Origin of the sequence: Salegentibacter sp. UBA1130 (assembly GCF_002311535.1) — a bacterium.
Taxonomy (GTDB): domain Bacteria; phylum Bacteroidota; class Bacteroidia; order Flavobacteriales; family Flavobacteriaceae; genus Salegentibacter; species Salegentibacter agarivorans.
Window position 1 is genome coordinate 32,956 of sequence record NZ_DCAP01000004.1, and the last position, 18,389, is coordinate 51,344.

The 18,389-nt window shown below is 37.7% G+C and carries 17 protein-coding genes and 2 tRNA genes; 16 read left to right on the forward strand and 3 right to left on the reverse strand.

Annotation, left to right across the window (positions count from 1 at the left end; genetic code table 11):
- Positions 1 to 16 precede the first annotated feature (16 nt).
- Positions 17 to 1,159, reverse strand: a complete 1,143-nt coding sequence (locus B4F31_RS00920; RefSeq protein ID WP_075325904.1) for an acyl-CoA dehydrogenase — start codon at positions 1,157 to 1,159, stop codon at positions 17 to 19.
- A 93-nt stretch (positions 1,160 to 1,252) separates the two neighbouring features.
- Between B4F31_RS00920 and B4F31_RS00925 the strand changes: the two genes are divergently transcribed.
- The 8 genes from B4F31_RS00925 (at position 1,253) to B4F31_RS00960 (ending at position 7,262) form a co-directional block, all read left to right on the forward strand.
- Positions 1,253 to 2,317 carry an anhydro-N-acetylmuramic acid kinase gene (locus B4F31_RS00925; protein ID WP_286760364.1) on the forward strand — a complete coding sequence of 355 codons (1,065 nt, stop codon included), beginning with the start codon at positions 1,253 to 1,255 and terminating at the stop codon, positions 2,315 to 2,317.
- A 65-nt stretch (positions 2,318 to 2,382) separates the two neighbouring features.
- Positions 2,383 to 3,609, forward strand: a complete 1,227-nt coding sequence (locus B4F31_RS00930) for a Glu/Leu/Phe/Val dehydrogenase dimerization domain-containing protein (RefSeq protein ID WP_286760365.1) — start codon at positions 2,383 to 2,385, stop codon at positions 3,607 to 3,609.
- Between the two features lie 220 nt (positions 3,610 to 3,829).
- Complete coding sequence (locus B4F31_RS00935) at positions 3,830 to 4,531, forward strand: MotA/TolQ/ExbB proton channel family protein (RefSeq protein ID WP_057482149.1); 702 nt, start codon at positions 3,830 to 3,832, stop codon at positions 4,529 to 4,531.
- Position 4,532: 1 nt separating this feature from the next.
- A complete protein-coding gene (locus B4F31_RS00940; protein WP_075325907.1) occupies positions 4,533 to 4,925 on the forward strand; it encodes an ExbD/TolR family protein in 393 nt (130 codons plus the stop codon).
- A gap of 8 nt (positions 4,926 to 4,933) precedes the next feature.
- The gene (locus B4F31_RS00945) at positions 4,934 to 5,752 is read left to right on the forward strand and encodes an energy transducer TonB (protein ID WP_286760366.1); all 819 of its coding nucleotides are present in this window, start codon (positions 4,934 to 4,936) and stop codon (positions 5,750 to 5,752) included.
- Positions 5,753 to 6,973, forward strand: a complete 1,221-nt coding sequence (locus B4F31_RS00950) for a bifunctional folylpolyglutamate synthase/dihydrofolate synthase (RefSeq protein WP_286760367.1) — start codon at positions 5,753 to 5,755, stop codon at positions 6,971 to 6,973.
- 66 nt (positions 6,974 to 7,039) lie between these two features.
- Positions 7,040 to 7,114, forward strand: a tRNA-Val gene (locus tag B4F31_RS00955).
- A gap of 73 nt (positions 7,115 to 7,187) precedes the next feature.
- Positions 7,188 to 7,262, forward strand: a tRNA-Val gene (locus tag B4F31_RS00960).
- Positions 7,263 to 7,521: 259 nt separating this feature from the next.
- Here B4F31_RS00960 and B4F31_RS00965 read toward each other — a convergent pair.
- Positions 7,522 to 8,574: a flavin-containing monooxygenase gene (locus tag B4F31_RS00965; RefSeq protein WP_093303914.1), complete on the reverse strand. Its 1,053-nt coding sequence runs from the start codon at positions 8,572 to 8,574 to the stop codon at positions 7,522 to 7,524.
- A 94-nt stretch (positions 8,575 to 8,668) separates the two neighbouring features.
- Between B4F31_RS00965 and B4F31_RS00970 the strand changes: the two genes are divergently transcribed.
- Genes B4F31_RS00970 through B4F31_RS00980 form a run of 3 tightly spaced genes read left to right on the forward strand, consistent with a single transcriptional unit; the run spans position 8,669 to position 10,486 of the window.
- On the forward strand, positions 8,669 to 9,442 hold the full coding sequence (locus B4F31_RS00970) for a creatininase family protein (protein ID WP_286760368.1): 774 nt from the start codon (positions 8,669 to 8,671) through the stop codon (positions 9,440 to 9,442).
- 7 nt (positions 9,443 to 9,449) lie between these two features.
- A complete protein-coding gene (locus B4F31_RS00975) occupies positions 9,450 to 9,782 on the forward strand; it encodes a CidA/LrgA family protein (RefSeq protein ID WP_075325911.1) in 333 nt (110 codons plus the stop codon).
- Positions 9,782 to 10,486 carry an LrgB family protein gene (locus tag B4F31_RS00980; protein WP_286760369.1) on the forward strand — a complete coding sequence of 235 codons (705 nt, stop codon included), beginning with the start codon at positions 9,782 to 9,784 and terminating at the stop codon, positions 10,484 to 10,486. The genes B4F31_RS00975 and B4F31_RS00980 overlap by 1 nt, the downstream gene beginning before the upstream one ends.
- Here B4F31_RS00980 and B4F31_RS00985 read toward each other — a convergent pair.
- Entirely contained in the window at positions 10,463 to 11,734 is a 1,272-nt protein-coding gene (locus tag B4F31_RS00985) for a cation:proton antiporter (RefSeq protein WP_286760370.1), read from the reverse strand. The two genes, B4F31_RS00980 and B4F31_RS00985, sit on opposite strands and share 24 nt — an antisense overlap.
- Positions 11,735 to 11,904: 170 nt before the next feature.
- Here B4F31_RS00985 and B4F31_RS00990 point away from each other — a divergent pair, with 170 nt between their 5' ends.
- From B4F31_RS00990 to B4F31_RS01010, 5 genes are all read left to right on the forward strand, one after another.
- Positions 11,905 to 12,291 (forward strand): hypothetical protein, encoded by a 387-nt coding sequence (locus B4F31_RS00990; RefSeq protein WP_075325914.1) that lies wholly within the window; start codon positions 11,905 to 11,907, stop codon positions 12,289 to 12,291.
- 11 nt (positions 12,292 to 12,302) lie between these two features.
- Positions 12,303 to 14,669, forward strand: coding sequence for a phosphoenolpyruvate synthase (gene ppsA / locus B4F31_RS00995; protein ID WP_286760371.1), 2,367 nt, complete (start codon positions 12,303 to 12,305; stop codon positions 14,667 to 14,669).
- Positions 14,670 to 14,776: 107 nt separating this feature from the next.
- Positions 14,777 to 17,404 carry a cation-translocating P-type ATPase gene (locus B4F31_RS01000; RefSeq protein ID WP_286760372.1) on the forward strand — a complete coding sequence of 876 codons (2,628 nt, stop codon included), beginning with the start codon at positions 14,777 to 14,779 and terminating at the stop codon, positions 17,402 to 17,404.
- A gap of 78 nt (positions 17,405 to 17,482) precedes the next feature.
- A complete protein-coding gene (locus tag B4F31_RS01005; RefSeq protein WP_286760373.1) occupies positions 17,483 to 17,923 on the forward strand; it encodes a hypothetical protein in 441 nt (146 codons plus the stop codon).
- A 103-nt stretch (positions 17,924 to 18,026) separates the two neighbouring features.
- Positions 18,027 to 18,326, forward strand: coding sequence for an HPF/RaiA family ribosome-associated protein (locus B4F31_RS01010; protein WP_075325918.1), 300 nt, complete (start codon positions 18,027 to 18,029; stop codon positions 18,324 to 18,326).
- Positions 18,327 to 18,389 lie beyond the last annotated feature (63 nt).

The following is an 18,389-nucleotide window of genomic DNA, read 5'->3' on the forward strand; positions in this document are numbered from 1 at the left end:
ATAATTAACAAGAAAATTAATCTTTAAGGATAGCCCTTGAAATTACAATTTTTTGAATTTCTGAAGTTCCTTCGTATATCTGGGTAATTTTTGCATCGCGCATTAAGCGCTCTACGTGGTATTCTTTTACATAGCCGTTACCGCCGTGTACCTGTACAGCTTCAGTAGAAACATCCATTGCGGTTTTTGAAGCATAAACTTTGGCCATAGCACCGGTAAGGTCGTAATTATTGCCCTGGTCTTTATCCCAGGCAGCCTTCATTACAAGGTGTCTTGATGCTTCAATTGAAGTATACATATCGGCTAGTTTAAAAGCAATTGCCTGGTGATTACAAATTTCGGTACCAAATGCTTTTCGTTGTTTAGAATAATCTAAAGCCAGCTCGTAGGCGCCTGAAGCAATACCTAAAGCCTGGGCTGCAATCCCAATTCTACCACCAGAAAGTGTTTTCATAGCGAATTTAAATCCGAATCCATCTTCGCCAATTCTATTCTCTTTTGGAACTTTTACATCATTAAAATTTAATGAATGCGTATCGCTTCCGCGAATTCCCATTTTTTGTTCTTTGGGTCCAATTTCAAAACCTTCAACTCCTTTTTCTACTATAAAAGCATTAATCCCTTTATGTTTTTTCTCACGATCGGTTTGTGCAATTACAATATAATAGTCGGCTGAATTTCCATTGGTGATCCAGTTTTTTGTTCCGTTCAATAAATAATGGTCTCCTTTATCTATTGCTGTAGTTCGTTGTGAAGTTGCGTCACTTCCGGCTTCGGGTTCAGATAAACAAAAGGCTCCAAGTTTTTCGCCGGTGGTTAATTTAGAAAGATATTTTTCTTTTTGCTCCTGGTTTCCGTAGGTATCAAGGCCCCAGCAAACCAAAGAATTATTAACCGACATCACTACAGAAGCAGAAGCATCTATTTTCGAAATTTCTTCCATGGCAAGAATGTATGAAATGGTATCCATACCGCCGCCGCCAAATTCTGGAGAAGCCATCATGCCAAGAAAACCAAGCTCTCCCATCTTTTTCACCTGCTCTGCGGGAAACTCCTGTTTCTCGTCTCTCTCTATCACACCGGGCAATAATTCGTTTTTGGCAAAATCACGCGCGGCATCGCGAATCATTATATGTTCTTCTGTAAGTTTGAAATCCATATTATTATTTTAATTTAGGAAAATCTAATTTTGGTAGCCAAAGATAAAGTTTTGGTATGTAATTTTCAATTTAGTTTAATTAATTTTACGAATATGAAAAAAGCAAATTATAAAGTTATTGGTGTAATGTCGGGGACATCCTTAGATGGCATCGATTTGGTCTATGTGAATTTCGATCTTAAAAACTCCTGGAGTTATAAGATTTTGAAGGCTGAAACCATTCCTTACCCGTTAAATTGGCAGGAAACTTTAGCGGCCGCTATTAATTATTCTGAAGAACGCTTAGAAGAGCTTAACAAAAAATACACGAATTTTCTCGCCGGAATTATTTCCCGGTTTATTGAAAATCATCACATTAAAGATATTGATGCGGTTTGTAGCCACGGGCATACCATTAAACATGAGCCTGAAAATAATTACACCTTGCAAATTGGGAATTTACCAGAAATCGCTTACCTATCTGGACAAACCGTAATTTGCGATTTTAGAGTTCAGGATGTAGAGTTTGGCGGGCAGGGTGCTCCATTAGTGCCAATTGGCGATCAATTGCTTTTTTCAGATTATAAATATTGTTTGAATTTAGGCGGATTCGCAAATATTTCTACCGACAAAAGTGGGGAACGTTTGGCTTATGATATTTGTGCCGTAAATACCGTTTTGAATTATTACGCTCAAAAATTAGGAAAAGAATTTGACGAAGGTGGAAAACTGGCGGCGGCTGGCAATTTGAATGAGGACTTGCTTAAGAAGCTTAATAAGCTTGCATTTTATGCGCAAAAACCACCAAAATCCTTAGGAATAGAATGGGTGAAGTCTGAAGTTTTCCCTGTTTTGGAAAAACACGAAGAAAACCTCCAGGATATTCTTCATACTTATACTGTTCACGTGGCTAAGCAAATTGCAAAAACCCTGGATAACGATCCCAATTCAAAAGTTTTTATGACCGGCGGTGGGACTTTTAATAATTTTTTAATCAGGCTTTTAAAAAATGAGTCTAAATGTCATTTCACGATTCCTTCAGATGAAATTATTAATTATAAAGAAGCTTTAATTTTTGGACTGCTTGGCGTTTTAAAGCTTCGGGATGAGGTAAATGTATTAAAATCGGTCACCGGGGCTAAAAAAGACCATTCTTCCGGAGTAATTTATGAGATCTAAACTTTTTGCTGAAAAATTAAAAATATACTACTTAGTTTATATATTTGCGAAAAATTAGAGTATAAATGAAGGAATTATTAAAATTATACGAAAATAAAGAACCCGAAATCGTTTTCAACTGGAAAGATTCTGAAACCGAAGCCGAAGGTTGGGCGGTAATAAATTCTCTACGCGGTGGTGCTGCCGGTGGAGGTACAAGAATGCGTGTAGGATTAGATCAAAATGAAGTGCTTTCACTAGCCAAAACTATGGAAGTGAAATTCACCGTTTCCGGACCTCCAATTGGTGGCGCTAAATCGGGTATAAATTTCGATCCTAATGATCCTCGAAAAAAAGGCGTTTTAGAGCGTTGGTATAAAGCGGTTTCTCCATTGTTGAAGAGTTACTATGGTACCGGTGGCGATCTAAATGTAGATGAAATAAATGAAGTAATTCCTATTACTGAAGACTGTGGTGTATGGCACCCGCAAGAAGGTGTATTTAACGGGCACTTTAAACCCAGTGAAGCCGATAAAATTAATAGAATTGGCCAGTTACGCCAGGGAGTTATTAAAGTTTTAGAAAACACTCGATTTTCACCAGATGTTACCCGTAAATATACGGTTGCCGATATGATTACCGGTTACGGCGTAGCCGAATCGGTTAAACATTATTACGATATTTATGGTGGCGATGTAACCGAGAAAAAGGCAATTGTTCAGGGCTTTGGAAATGTTGGTTCTGCCGCAGCTTATTACCTTTCGCAAATGGGTGTTAGGATTGTTGGAATAATAGATCGCGTTGGCGGTTTAATTAACGAAGACGGATTTACTTTTGAAGAAATTAAAGAGCTTTTTCTTAACAAGGAAGGGAATACAATTAAACACGATAATTTAATTCCTTTTGAAGAAATTAATGAAAAGATTTGGGAGCTTGATGCGGAGATCTTTGCACCTTGTGCCGCTTCCCGATTAATTACCCAGGATCAAATTAATAATTTGATAGAAAGAAAGTTAGAGGTAATTACAAGTGGAGCCAACGTTCCTTTTGCTGATAAAGAAATTTTCTTCGGTTCGATTATGGAATCTACCGACGAGAAAGTCAGCTTAATCCCTGATTTTATTGCAAACTGTGGAATGGCGAGAGTTTTCGCTTATTTTATGGAAAGAAGAGTACAAATGACAGATGAGTCTATTTTTAATGATACTTCTATGACCATTAAAAATGCCATCCAGAATACTTACGATAACAATAGTAGTAAAACCAATATCAGCAAAACAGCTTTTGAAGTAGCGCTGAAGCAATTGGTATAAGTTTTTGATTAATCTTGTAATTTTAGTTGATTGAGATTATTTCTGAAGATCCCGCTTTTGAGCGGGATTTTTTTATGAATAAAATCATTTAAAATGCGCTTTAAAAAATAAAAAACTGCCATTTGAGACAAAGCGGTTTGCACTGCTGATTATTTTACTAAATTTGATTTACAATTAAATCTGGTTTATCACGTTACATTAAAAACCCTAATAGAAACCTATGCTATACTTTTTTCAGCAGGACGGCGTTGCCGAAGCCGCCCAGGAGGCAGAACCGGTAGTGGAAGAAAAAACCCTGTCTTTATTCGATTTAATGCTTAGTGGAGGCCTTGGAGGCCAAATCATCATCCTTATTCTTTTTATCCTGTTGTTTGCGGCAGTTTATATTTACTTCGAGAGGCTGTTTGCGATAAAGTCGGCCAGCCAGGTAGATAAAAATTTTATGCTTCAAATAAAGGATAACGTTTTAAACGGAAATATAGAATCGGCTAAAATGCGCTGTGCACAAAGTGATTCTCCAGTGGCCAGGTTAACCGAAAAAGGAATTTCCCGAATTGGAAGTCCGTTAGAAGATATTAATACCGCCATAGAAAATGCAGGTCGCTTAGAAGTTTACAAACTGGAGAAGAATGTAAGTATTTTGGCTACTATTGCAGGTGCAGCTCCAATGATTGGTTTCCTTGGAACAGTTATAGGTATGGTAATTGCATTTCATGAATTGGCAACAAGTAGTGGACAGGCACAAATGGGAGCACTCGCTGAGGGTATTTATACCGCGATGACCACAACCGTTGCCGGACTTATTGTGGGTATTATCGCTTATATAGGTTATAACCACTTAGTGGTGAAAACCGATAAAGTTGTACACCAAATGGAAGCTACCGCAGTAGATTTCCTTGACCTGTTAAACGAGCCCGCTTAATATGAATTTAAGAGGAAGAAATAAAGTAAGCCCCGAGTTCAGTATGAGCTCAATGACAGATATTGTATTCCTGTTGTTGATCTTTTTTATGCTCACCTCGCCGGTAATTACTCCAGAAGCCTTAGACCTAATACTTCCAAAGGCTAAAGGAAAAACAACCAGTGTTCAAAATGTAGCGGTAAGCATCACTAAAGACCTTCAGTTCTATGTAGACGATGAACGTATTTCACAGTCGGCATTAGAAAGTACTTTAAAAACCAAACTGGCAGGCGAAGAAAAGCCAACCATTATTTTAAGAGCAGAAGAAGGTGTGCCAATAGAAAAGGCAGTAAATGTTATGGATATCGCAAACCGAAATAGTTATAAAATCGTTCTGGCGGTTAAACCCGAATAAATCTAATCATGTTAGAAACCAAACACGAAAAAAAATCTTTTACCATCACGGTTATCTTACACGTGCTGTTAATTGCATTGCTATTTCTGTTAGGCTTTAAATATTTAGATCCCCCACCAGAGAGTGGTATTGCTATAAATTTTGGAACTTCTGAAGTTGGTTCAGGAGAAGAGCAACCTACCGAGCCGGTACAATCTGCTCCTCAGCAAACTACCGTTCCTGAAACTCAAACGCAGCCAGAACCGGTTGTGGAAGAAGAAGTGGTGACACAGCAAATTGAAGAAGCTCCGGTAATTCAGGAAAAGCAAAAGCCAAAGCCAGTAGTTGAGAAGAAACCGGAAAAGCCTGTAGAACAACCACCGGCTAAAAAGCCAGAACCCAAACCAGACCAATCTACTACCGATGCTATGAGTAGTATTTTAAACGATCCCGAAAGATCGGGAACCGAAAGTGGTGGAGAAGGTAACGATAATAAGGCCGGCGATAAAGGCGATCCAGATGGTGATCCTAACGCGAGTTCCTATTATGGTAGTGGCTCTGGCCTGGATGGTGATGGTAATTATCGCTTAGGTGGAAGACGGGCAATAAATAAAGAAAAATTTGTACAGGATTGTAATGAATCCGGGATAGTGGTAGTGCGTATAGAAGTTAACCAAAACGGGCAGGTTATTAATGCCACGCCGGGTGTAAAAGGGACAACTAACAGTGCGTCCTGTCTTACAGATCCTGCAAGAAGAGCTGCAATGGCTACTCGCTTTAATAGCGATAACAACGCACCTTCGCGCCAGGTGGGCACAATTATTTATAACTTCAAACTTTCTGAATAAGTGGAAGCATATACCAAAACTGTTGAATGGATGTTTCAGCAGTTGCCTATGTATCAAAGAGTAGGAGCACAGGCATTTAAGAAAGATCTTTCCCGCACCATTAAACTTGCCAAACATTTAGGTAATCCTCATCAAAAATTCCAATCGGTTCATATTGCAGGAACTAACGGGAAAGGTTCTACAAGCCATATGTTAGCTTCGGTTTTACAGGAATCTGGCTATAAAGTGGGTTTATACACATCTCCGCATTTAAAAGATTTTAGAGAGCGCATTAAGGTAAACGGAAAATTTATTCCGAAGAAAAATGTTGTTGGATTCATCAATGAGAACAGAGATTTTTTAACTGAAAATGAACTTTCCTTTTTTGAAATGACCGTAGGGATGGCATTTGATCATTTTGCAAGGGAAAAGGTAGATATTGCTGTAATTGAAGTAGGCCTGGGTGGTCGTTTAGATTCTACTAATATAATTACTCCTGAAGTCTCGGTAATCACTAATATAGGCTTAGATCATACTGCGTTCCTGGGAGACACCTTAGCCAAAATTGCTTCAGAAAAAGCCGGAATTATAAAAGATAATATTCCTGTAGTTATTGGTGAAAAACAAAAAGAAACTACAGATATTTTTACTGAAAAGGCTAAGCAACATCACTCAGAAATTTATTTTGCTGAAGATTTAAAATTCGATAAATATCATACTGATCTTAAGGGCGATTATCAAAACAAGAATATAAAAAGTGTACTGGGAGCGGTAAAAGTATTACGTAAAAAAGGCTGGGAAATTCCCGAAGATGGTCTAAGAAACGGACTTAATAGTGTGAAATTGCATACTTCCTTGCAGGGGCGTTGGGATATATTAAAGGAAAAACCAAAAGTGATTTGTGATACTGCACATAATACCGAAGGTTTAAGCCTGGTTTTTAAACAGCTTAAAAAAGAAAAGTTTCAACACTTACATATTGTATTGGGTGTGGTAAACGATAAAGATTTGGATAAAATTCTTCCATTATTTCCTACATCGGCGATTTATTATTTTTCAAAACCTGATGTTCCTAGAGGATTGGAAACGGAAATATTGCAACAAAAAGCTGCTAAATTTGGGCTGGAAGGAAGCTTATTTAATTCGGTTTCAGAAGCCTACGAAGCTGCGCTGGAAACGGCCTTAGATGAAGATCTGGTGTTTGTTGGAGGAAGCACTTTTACCGTTGCAGAAATAATTTAATTTTTTTGAAATTTTTCTTGGTGTAGATTAAAAACTAATCTATATTTGCATCCGCATTCAGGAATAGGGCGCGTAGCTCAGTTGGTTCAGAGCACTTGGTTTACACCCAAGGGGTCAGGGGTTCGAATCCCTTCGCGCCCACAGAATTAAAAAGGCTTCTATAAAAGGAAGCCTTTTTTTAGCTTATTGAAAGCTTTAGTTTTATTGATATTTAGGGCGCGTAGCTCAGTTGGTTCAGAGCACTTGGTTTACACCCAAGGGGTCAGGGGTTCGAATCCCTTCGCGCCCACAAGAATTTAAGATTTCCAAAATTTGGAAATCTTTTTTATTTTTACAGAAAGTTAGCTCAGTTAGTTCAGAGCATCCCGATTTTACATCGGGAGGGTCAGGAATCCAAATCCCTTCGCGCCCCCTTTTATTCCCAAAACCCAAAGTTTATCTTTTTTAGGGATTTTTTTATGCCGAAATTTTATGGGATCAAGCTTAATTGTTGTGTTTAGGCAAAAATTGTAGTTAAAATATTTAAGAAGAAACCTCACGAGGTTTTCTTAGGCTTGCGTTTTTTCTTCAGCTTCAATATAATTAGCAAGATATTGCGCGTCTTTTTTAATTCCACCTAAAGTTGCCGAGCCTCGTGTATGCAGCCAGGGAAGACCTATAAAGTATAGTCCTTTAATATTACTAATACCGCGATTATGTTTTGGGTAGCCGTCTTTAGAGAGTTCCAGGCCTTCTATCCAACTGAAATTTGGTCGGTAACCGGTGGCCCAGACGATATTTTTTAGCCCTTCGATTCTTCGATTTTTAGTAATTATAATTTCGCCTTTTGCATCTTTTGTTTTTCCAACAGGAATAACGTTCTCTCGTTTTAGAATACCTTTTACATCGGTCCCAATAATAGGTTGCTTAGACTCACTCAACTTTTTCCCTAACCAGGTATTTCGGCTAAAACTTAGAAAACCAATTTTTGTGAACCACCACCATAATGTTTTTCCTAAAATTTCTTGTGGAAGTACTCGAACGTTGGTGGCGCCAGAAAAATAAGTGGTTCTGTTAGTTTGAGAGATTTCATCTAAGATTTGAAATCCCGAATCTCCTGCCCCTACAACCATTGCTGGACCTTCTTGTAATTGACCGGGATTTTTATAATAATTACTATGAATCTGGAAAATAGCTGTTGATATTTTCTTAGAAAAAGATGGCGTGTATGGAATATGAAACGGCCCTGTAGCAATCACTACATTTTTACAATGTATCTCGCCGTTTTGATGCTTCAGAATAAAATAATCTTCTCTTTGCGAAATATGCTCTATTAATGTATTTAACCTAATTTTAATATCAAATTCGGCTACATAATTTTTAAAATATTCAGCAACATCTTTTTTTGTTGGGTAATAACCTTTTTCGGCAGGGAACTCCATTCCCGGAAGCTTGTTAAATTCTGAAGGTGTAAAAAGTTTAAGGGAATCCCAACGGTTTAACCAGGAAGCACCAACTTCCTTTTCCTTATCTACCACAACATAATCCTTACCCATTTTATTAAGGTAATAAGCCATTGAAAGTCCGGCCTGTGCACCGCCAACAATTACAAAATCCAGCATCGATTTTAATTTTAATCAAAGATAGGTTTTAATTTCTGCCCTTTAAATCTTACAGAATCGCTTAGAATTATTAATTTTAAATGAAATTAAGTTTATGGAAAGAAAGATAAGGCCTTACGTTTTGGCCGAAACCAATTGGAAACATATTAAAAACGAAGATTTTAGCATAGCTGTTTTGCCCTGGGGAGCTACCGAAGCACATAATTATCATCTGCCGTATGCTACCGATAATATTCTTGCCGAAGAAGCTGCAATAAACTCAGCCCACAAAGCCTGGGAAAAAAATGCAAAAGCCGTAGTTCTACCTACCATTCCGTTTGGAGTTAATACCGGCCAAATGGATGTGAAATTATGTATGAATCTTAATCCCAGTACCCAATACGCTATTTTAAAAGATGTAGCGCAGGTTTTAGAAAAACATAATATCAATAAACTGGTGATTTTAAACGCCCACGGCGGTAATAATTTTAAACAACTAATCAGGGAATTAAGTCTTGAATTTCCAGATATCTTTGCCTGTGCGGTAAACTGGTGGCAGGTTACAGATGCAAAACCTTATTTTGAAGAGCCTGGTGATCACGCCGGAGAATTGGAAACCGCGGCTGTTATGCATTTGCGGCCTGAGTTAGTCTTACCTTTAGAAGAAGCGGGAGACGGCAGCGCCAAAACTTTTAAGATTAAAGCTTTAAAAGAAGGTTGGGCGAGTGCACAACGGGAATGGACTCAAGTTACCGAAGATACAGGGGTAGGAAATCCTAAAGATGCAACTGCTGAAAAAGGAAAGATTTTCTTTGAAAAAGCAACCGATATGATTGGCGAATTCTTCGTAGACTTACACGAAGCCGACCTGAAAGATATGTATCAATAAACCAGAGATGCTCAAAGCTTTAGCTTATATTTTTGGATTTTTACTTTTAGGTGAGTTAATCACCTATTTTTTTGAAATCCCAATCGCCGGCAATATCCTGGGAATGTTTCTTATTTTCCTGGCTTTACGGTTAAAAATCATAAAGCTTCAGAATGTGAAACCGGCCTCAGATAAGCTTATAAAATACCTGGTGTTATTCTTTATTCCTTATGGGGTTGGCTTAATGGTGTATTTTGAGATTATCGCCGATTACTGGTTACCCATTTCAGTAGCTGTAATTGCCAGCACCGTAATCACTCTTTATATTTCAGCAATAATTATTGAAAAATTCGGGAAATAATGCAAGAATTTTTTCAATTACCAATATTTGGTGTTTTTATAAGTCTAATCGCTTTTGCGGGTGCACGTAAACTTCAGAAAAAATTTAATTACGCGCTACTGACTCCAGTTTTGGTAGCCATTGTTTTTATTATTTGTTTTCTGTTGATTTTCAATATTGATTTTGAAGATTATAATCGCGGCGGAAAATTTATTAGTTTCTTCCTGGGACCATCGGTAGTGGCGCTTGGTGTGTTTTTTTATGAAAAATATGAAGAAGTAAAACAGAATTTAAAAGTGTTCTTGCTTTCGGTAGCCGTTGGTGGAATAAGCGGAGTTTTAACTGTAATCATTTTTCTTCTACTTTTAAAAGTCCCTGATTTTATAATTGAATCGTTGGCGGCAAAATCGGTTACTACGCCAATTGCTATTGAGATCACCAAACTTACCAATGGAATTCCAGAGATTACCGCCGGACTTGTAATTGCCGTGGGAATTTTTGGAAACGCTTTTGGACCATTTATTCTGAAGAAATTAAGAATAAAAAGCAAAATTGCTATTGGTACTGCTTTAGGTACAGCTGCCCACGGAATTGGCACCGCCCGGGCCTTTGAAGAGAGCAAACTCGCCGGGGTTTACAGTGGGTTGGCTATGTGTGTAAATGGGATTATCACCGCGCTTATTACTCCGTATTTACTTCAGTTATTCCTTGGGAGTTTCACCTGATTCGTTTTTGTTTTGTTCTGTTTTTCGTTTAAAATATTCAATAATTGAAGGAGCAGTAAAACCGTGAACCACTATAGAAATTAGAATAATATATGCGGTAATAGAATAGAGTTCATTTTTATGTTCAAAACCTTCAAATTCAACGAAAGCCCAGGCGAGATAAAATACGGAGCCAATTCCCTTAATTCCCAGGAAACTAATGGCAAGTTTATTCTTAAAACTGTCTCTAATCCCCGTCATACTTATAATTCCTGCCAGGGGCCTAATAATTAAAACAAAAGCAAAAGCGAATACAATTCCACGCCAATCGGTAAGGCTTAACATTCCATTCATAATGGAGCCACCAAAAAGAATAATCCAAACCACGAGTAAAATGCGTTCTATTTCGTGAACAAAATCGTGCATTTTTGTCTTGTAATCTCCGCTAACTTTTTCAAAATGTCTTAGGCTTAAACCGGTAAAGAAAACAGCAAGAAAACCATACCCATGCAGGAGCTCTGCTGCGCCATAACTAAAAAGGGTAAGAGAGAGTGCAAGAAAACCGTCAAATGTTTTTATACCCGTGTATTTATGTACCCTGTCCAGTATAAACCCAATAGCCTGTCCTATTGCAAAACCTATTAAAGTGCCAATAATTATTTTTAGAAAGAACTTATCTAGCATCCAATCGGTAAAATCAAAAGCCGCCCAACCTCCGGCTTGTGCAACCAATACAGCCATATAAGTGAAAGGAAAAGCGAGACCGTCGTTTAAACCGGCTTCTGCAGTAAGTGCAAATCTAATTTTGCCTTTATATTCTTTTTCTCTTTCGGGATCATCAAGTTGAGTTTCAGCGGCTAAAACAGGATCGGTAGGAGCAAGTACTGCCGCAAGTAATAAAGAGGAAGGAACACTAAGAAATAGGAAATTTTGTCCCAGGAAATATGCCGAAATCATACACAGGGGCATAGTTAGAAATACGAGTAACAAAGGTCTTTTCCAGGCTTTAAAACTATAATTATTTCCAATTTTTAAACCAGCGCCCATTAGGGAAATAATCACTATCATTTCAGAAAAATACATGAGTCCCTCATCTGCCCATAAGGGATCTGGCCATCCAATAGGTAATCCTAATCCCACTAAAAGAAAGCCAATGAGTAGTAAAATTATAGGACCGCTAACCTTTATTTTTTTTGAAATTGAAGGCAGCCAGGCCATGATAAGGGTGGTGAAACCAATTCCCGCTAAGATCCAGTAATGTTCTTTCATATAATTATAAAAATAGCTGAATTTAATTGATCTTGTTGAAAGCCTATTAAATTTTTACAAAAGTCTAACAGTTTAAATAAGATGAATTATTAGTTATTCAGCTGATATTTATCATATTAAAATCTTTTTATACAGGTTAACTTTGAGAGAATAACCAAGGCCTGTAAAAGATGGATACTTCCTTATTTCTCGCTAAATTCTGGGGTTGGTACCTTTTAATTTTCTTCTTTGTACTAAGCTTCAACCCTAAAAGAATAAAACAAATTTTTGAAGATTTAAAAGATCAAAAATTTGTGATATTGGCTGCCTTTGCTGCTATAATTATAGGTTTACTCAACATTTTATTTCACAATATCTGGGAACTAAGTTGGAAGTTTATAATAACCGCCCTGGGTTGGACCTCCCTTTTTATAGGTCTTGGCCTCTTTGTTTTTCCTGAATCTACTACGCGCAAACTTGCTGTATTAAATTTCAAATTTGTACAGACAATTTATGTACTGCTTTTCCTATTGGGAATTTTCCTACTCAATATGGGTTATGAACTCGTGTTACAATAAAAATTAAGCTTATGAAATTCATTAAAAAATTTAGAGAGATATCTATAAAAGATGTCACAAAGGTTGGCGGGAAAAATGCTTCTCTGGGCGAAATGTATAACGAATTATCTTCTGAAGGTGTTCTGGTGCCAGATGGTTTCGCTACCACTTCAGAAGGTTTTTGGGCCTTTTTAAAGTCGAATAATATTGAAGAAGACATAAAAAGTTTATTGAAAAGACTTGATAGGAAGAATTATGAGAACCTTAGCAGTATTGGCTCTGAAGCCAGGGAGCTGATTTTAAGGGGAGAATTTTCCATAGATTTTTCCGAAGAAATTGTTGCCGCATATAACGATTTGGGAAAAGGAGAAAACATCCAGGTGGCCGTGAGAAGTAGTGCCACGGCCGAAGATTTACCGGGTGCGAGTTTTGCCGGCCAGCATGACACCTTTTTAAATATTAAAGGAAACGAAGCATTGCTTGAGGCGGTTAAGAAATGTTTTGCTTCCCTTTATACCAATAGGGCTATTAAATACAGAGAAGACCAGGGCTTTTTGCATCACGAAATAGCACTTTCGGTAGGTGTACAAAAGATGGTTCGATCTGATATTAGTTGCTCGGGGATTGGTTTTAGCCTCGAACCCGAATCTGGTTTCAGAAATATTATTCATTTATCCGGTGTTTGGGGATTAGGTGAAAATATTGTGCAGGGATTGGTGAATCCAGACGAATTTGATGTTTTTAAACCAACTATTGATAAAGCTGAAAATCCGATTATTCAGAAAAAACTGGGGCACAAAGAACTTTCTATGGTTTATGCCGAATCCAGCGGCCATTCTTCAACAGTGAACATTGAAACTCCGCTCGAAAAACAGGATAGTTTTGTTTTAAGTGATGATGAGGTAATTAAACTTTCCCGATGGATTTTACTTATCGAAAAGCATTATAACCGCCCAATGGATGTGGAGTGGGCAAAAGACGGTTTAACCAACGAACTTTTTATTACCCAGGCCCGCCCCGAAACGGTACATAAGGATGAAGATAAACGCCTTTATATTGAATATCACCTAAAGCAAAAAGGCGAAATTTTAACTAGCGGAAGCGCTATTGGTTCCAGCATCGCCACCGGTAAAGCGCGATTTTTGAAGTCACCTGAAGAAGGACATAAGTTAAATCCCGGGGAGATTCTTATTACCAATAACACCAGCCCAGACTGGGATCCGCTATTAAAATTGGCAGCTGCAGTTGTAACCGATAGAGGCGGAAGAACCAGTCATGCGGCAATTGTAGCCCGCGAACTTGGTGTGCCGGCCATAGTGGGTACAAACGATGCTACTACAAAAATTAAAGACGGGGAAATGATTACCGTTTCCTGTGAAGGCAAAACCGGTTTTATTTATAAAGGTGCCCTGGAGTTTGATACCAGGGAAATTGATTTTGGAAAAATTTCACTTCCAAAAACCGAAGCTAAATTCATTCTATCAGATCCAGACCGGGCCTTTCAACTTTCTTTTTATCCAAATACAGGAATTGGATTATTACGAATGGAATTTATAATTACCCATAAAATAAAAATTCACCCAATGGCTTTGGTAAAATATGATGAGGTTAAAGAAAAAGCTGCAAAAAAAACCATAGACGAACTTACCTGGCAATATAAAAATAAAAGTGATTTTTTTGTTGAAGAATTATCCCGCGGAATAGCCGTAATGGCGGCCGCATTTCACCCAAAAGAAGTAATTGTTAGGCTTAGCGATTTTAAAAGTAACGAATATGCAAACCTAATTGGAGGCCGTCAATTTGAACCTTTAGAAGAAAATCCTATGCTTGGTTTTAGAGGCGCTGCGCGTTACCCTCATCCTAACTATAAAGAAGCTTTTGAGCTTGAGTGCAAAGCTATTAAAAGAGTTAGGGAAGAAATGGGTCTTGATAATTTAAAAGTGATGATTCCTTTTTGCAGAACGATTGAAGAAGCAAAATCCGTAATAAAGCTTATGAAAAAATTCGGTTTGGAGCGCGGAAAGAATTCTCTTGAAATCTATATGATGGTAGAAATTCCCTCTAACGTAATTCTCCTTGAAGAATTTGCAGAACATTTTGACGGATTTTCCATAGGATCTAACGATCTCACACAACTCACGCTGGGTGTTGATCGCGATTCAGAATTAATGGTAAGTGTTTTTGATGAAAATAATGCTGCTGCTAAAGAAATGGTTTCCAAAGCGATACAAAAAGCCAGGAAAGTCGGGAAGAAAATAGGACTTTGCGGGCAGGCGCCCAGTGATTTCCCCGAATTCGCTTCATTTCTGGTAAAAGAACAAATAGATAGTATTTCGTTTAATCCTGATGCACTTTTAAAAGGAATAGAGAATATTAATAAGGCCGAGGCCGGGCAGTAAACAACTTCGGGGGCAGGCTCAGGAAGCATTGATATTGGAAAATATAATCTGATTTCGAGGCAATCCCCGGAATATTTAATTTCGATTATCGAGTAAAATACTAAGAAATGTCTAAAGATCTGCACACGCTCGCTGTTGAAAAAATCTTGTCGGAATTTAATGTAGATCCCAATAAAGGATTAGATAGTTCTGAAGTTAAATCAAGATTAGAAAAACACGGAGCTAATCGATTAAAAGAATCGAAATCTAAAAATATCGGACTCATATTTTTAGAGCAATTTCTTGATCCTATAATTTATATTCTGGCTGCCGCGATGGCATTGGCTTATTTCTTTGGCGAATGGCTGGAAGGCACGGCGGTTTTAATTTTGATCCTTATTACTGCGCTTATTGGATTTTTTATGGAATGGCAGGCGCTTCGCTCAGTAGAAGCTCTGCAGAAAATGGTAGAAACTCAGGCCAATGTTTTGCGTAGTGGTAAGGAAGAGCAAATTAAGGCGGCAGGATTGGTTCCCGGTGATATTGTAATTCTGGAGAGTGGCGATGTTATTCCTGCCGATTGCCGAATGCTGAAAACCGAAAGTTTTGCGGTAAAAGAAGCTATTCTCACCGGGGAAAGTAATCAGATAGAAAAAAATATTGAAGCAATTCCCGAAAAAGTTCCTCTGGCCAATCGTAAAAATATGTTGTATAAAGGTACGATTGCGGTTAGGGGAAAAGCAAAGGCCATTGTAATAGCAACAGGGATTAATACCGAAATTGGCCGTATTAGCGAACTCACCAGTAGTGCTAAAAAGCAAAGTACGCCTTTAGAAAAAAAGTTGAAAAAATTAAGCAGATGGCTTATATGGCTCACGTTAATTCTAGCTATGCTAATTGTAATAACCGGCTACTTCCAGGGCAAAGATTTAATGTTGATGATAAAAACCGGAATTGCCTTAGCGGTAGCAGCAATTCCTGAAGGTTTGCCCATTGTGGCCACCATAGCTCTTGCAAGGGGAATGCTTCGACTTTCTAAAAAGAATGTAGTGATTAAAAAATTGGAGGCGGTTCAAACTTTAGGCGAAACCGGGATAATTTGCACCGATAAAACTGGCACACTTACCGAAAATAAAATGAGCGTTCACCATTTAATGTTGGGCACTTTAGATTTTCCGGCAACCGAAGCTGCAAATTTCAAAACAGATCCTGCTTTTGAAAAACTGATACAAATTGGTAGCCTCTGTAATAATTCAAAATTAAAAGATAATAAATTCACTGGAGATGCCGTGGAGATCGCGTTAGTTGAATTTGTTGCCGAGATGGGATTTGATTATAAAAAACTTCAGCAAAAATATCCGAAAATACAGGAGGTTCCTTTTGATGCTGAAATCAAAAAAATGGCCACTTTACATAATTTTGAAAGCAAATATTTAATTTGTGTGAAAGGAGCTTTGGAGGCTTTGCTTGATTCCTGTGATTTCATTTTAACCAAAGATGGGGCAAAGAAATTTCTGGATAAAGAGGAATGGCAAAAACAGTCAAAATTAATTGCAGCCGAAGGTATGCGTGTTCTGGCTTTTGCTTTTAAACAAACTGATGCAAAGCCAGATTATGAAGATTTAATGAATAATCTCACCTTCGTGGGAATTTTAGGATTTTTAGATCCGCCGCGAAAGGATATTAAACAAGCAATTGAAACTTATAAAAACGCGGGAATACGGGTGGTAATGGTAACCGGCGACCATCCTGATACTGCTAGAAAAATAGGAGAGGAAATTGGGTTAATAGCTGAAGACGCCCCTGAAGAAATGGTTGTACATGGTGCCGATCTCGAAGAAATAGGCAGTTTACCTGAAGATAAACAAATGACCTTGATGCGGGCGGGAATTTTTGCAAGAATGGTTCCCGGCCAAAAATTAGATTTAGTAGAATTTTATCAAAAAAATAAAGCGATTGTGGGAATGCTGGGAGATGGGGTAAACGATGCCCCGGCCCTTAAAAAAGCAGATATCGGCATTGCCATGGGAATTAGAGGAACCGAGGCTGCCAAGGAAGTTGCCGATGTGATCCTGATGGACGATAAATTCACCTCTACCGAGCTTGCCATAAGACAGGGACGTACCATTTTTGAAAATATCAGGCAATTTGTGATTTTTTTACTTTCGTGTAACCTGGCAGAGATAATCTCGGTAGCCCTGGCATCCTTTAGTAACTTGCCCATGCCCTTACTTCCGCTCCAAATACTTTTTCTAAACCTGGTAACCGATGTTTTCCCGGCATTAGCGCTGGGTGTGGGTAAAGGAGATCCAAACATTATGAAAGATCCTCCCAGGGATCCGCAGGAGCCAATACTTACTAAAAAACTCTGGACCGCTACAGTTTTATATGGTTTAAGTATTACAGCGGCGGTAATTGGCGTTGTGGCCTACACACATTTTAAAATGGGTCTAAGTGCTATTATGGTAAATAATATTGCTTTTTATACCCTTATTTTAGGTCAGTTACTGAATGTCTTTAATCTACCCGGACGAAAAATATCTTTCCTGAAAAATGAAGTTACCACCAACCCGTGGGTTTGGGGAGCATTGGTTTTTTCGGTTTTAACTATGGTGCTGGTTTATCATATTCCTTTAATGTCAGAAGCTCTATCACTGGTACCACTTTCAGCGAATCACTTTATAATTATCGTGGTTTTTGGGTTTGCTTCATTAGTGTTATCCCAAATTTTAAAGTTCCTGAAATTGGCGAATTAAACTTACCTGCGACTGACGAAAATCATACTTTTTTAGATCGTATTATATTAATTTCAATGTATTATAAAACTATTAATTATGGAAAGTATAAGGAAAAGGCCAAAAGGCGATTTTATTGCCGAAGCCAATATGGAGCAGCTCTATACGCTCACTAAACACTGGAATTCAGATTTACATTTTTTCAGGGACGATCTCACTTTTCTACATAAACTTTTAGATAGCTATTTTATATGGATAGATAAAGATGAAAATTATAAGGTGGCCTCAAATATGAAGAATGAACTTCTAAAATTAAAAGAACGTTGCCAGGATCTATTGGAGAAAACCGATAAGCATAGGCAGCAAATAGGGAAAATGATTCTTGAAAAAATGGAAGATTCCAGGGTTTTTAGAATGGAACACGAACATTTGGAAGATGAAATCGCAAGTTTTGTAAAAGCCTTCAGGTTAAACAGGTTAGAAGTTTTTAAGATTACAGAGTATATAAAAGATACCGACAAGCGGCCTGAATACTCATAAATTGATCGTTAAGATTTGGTCTAATTGAATCCAAAGTGACCTTTATCATATTTAATAAGAAACCTTAAACCTAATTTTGAACTAACAATTAAAACCTACTACCATGTTCATCAATATTCAATTTATAAAAACAAAAGGAAGTCAGAATTTAACTCAATTTGTATCAGAACACTTAGATAAATTATCAGAAAAATATGAATGGCTTATTAGAGCCGAAGTTTATTTTAAAGAAGAAAATGACCCAACGGGAAGATCAAAAATTTGTGAGATCGAGCTTAGTGCTCCCGGCCCCAGGATTTTTGCTTCCTCTACAGAAGAAAGTTTTGAATTAGCCATCAAAAAAACCATCTTCGAACTTGACCAGCAGCTCAAGAAAAGAAAGGCTGTTTTTGTAGCACATTAAGATGCTTGCAGAGGCTGTTTAAAAATAACAGGTTTTACATCTCATTTTGTTTAGCCCAAATTT

Bases quoted from the DNA above. Each gene is read 5' to 3' on its own strand.
- B4F31_RS00990 (WP_075325914.1), top strand. From the start codon at position 11,905: ATGGATACTTCCTTATTTCTCGCTAAATTCTGGGGTTGGTACCTTTTA.
- B4F31_RS00970 (WP_286760368.1), top strand. From the start codon at position 8,669: ATGGAAAGAAAGATAAGGCCTTACGTTTTGGCCGAAACCAATTGGAAA.
- B4F31_RS00925 (WP_286760364.1), top strand. From the start codon at position 1,253: ATGAAAAAAGCAAATTATAAAGTTATTGGTGTAATGTCGGGGACATCC.
- B4F31_RS00980 (WP_286760369.1), top strand. From the start codon at position 9,782: ATGCAAGAATTTTTTCAATTACCAATATTTGGTGTTTTTATAAGTCTA.
- ppsA (WP_286760371.1), top strand. From the start codon at position 12,303: ATGAAATTCATTAAAAAATTTAGAGAGATATCTATAAAAGATGTCACA.
- B4F31_RS01005 (WP_286760373.1), top strand. From the start codon at position 17,483: ATGGAAAGTATAAGGAAAAGGCCAAAAGGCGATTTTATTGCCGAAGCC.
- B4F31_RS00975 (WP_075325911.1), top strand. From the start codon at position 9,450: ATGCTCAAAGCTTTAGCTTATATTTTTGGATTTTTACTTTTAGGTGAG.
- B4F31_RS01010 (WP_075325918.1), top strand. From the start codon at position 18,027: ATGTTCATCAATATTCAATTTATAAAAACAAAAGGAAGTCAGAATTTA.
- B4F31_RS00940 (WP_075325907.1), top strand. From the start codon at position 4,533: ATGAATTTAAGAGGAAGAAATAAAGTAAGCCCCGAGTTCAGTATGAGC.
- B4F31_RS00985 (WP_286760370.1), bottom strand. From the start codon at position 11,734: ATGAAAGAACATTACTGGATCTTAGCGGGAATTGGTTTCACCACCCTT.
- B4F31_RS00930 (WP_286760365.1), top strand. From the start codon at position 2,383: ATGAAGGAATTATTAAAATTATACGAAAATAAAGAACCCGAAATCGTT.
- B4F31_RS00945 (WP_286760366.1), top strand. From the start codon at position 4,934: ATGTTAGAAACCAAACACGAAAAAAAATCTTTTACCATCACGGTTATC.
- B4F31_RS01000 (WP_286760372.1), top strand. From the start codon at position 14,777: ATGTCTAAAGATCTGCACACGCTCGCTGTTGAAAAAATCTTGTCGGAA.
- B4F31_RS00935 (WP_057482149.1), top strand. From the start codon at position 3,830: ATGCTATACTTTTTTCAGCAGGACGGCGTTGCCGAAGCCGCCCAGGAG.
- B4F31_RS00920 (WP_075325904.1), bottom strand. From the start codon at position 1,159: ATGGATTTCAAACTTACAGAAGAACATATAATGATTCGCGATGCCGCG.
- B4F31_RS00965 (WP_093303914.1), bottom strand. From the start codon at position 8,574: ATGCTGGATTTTGTAATTGTTGGCGGTGCACAGGCCGGACTTTCAATG.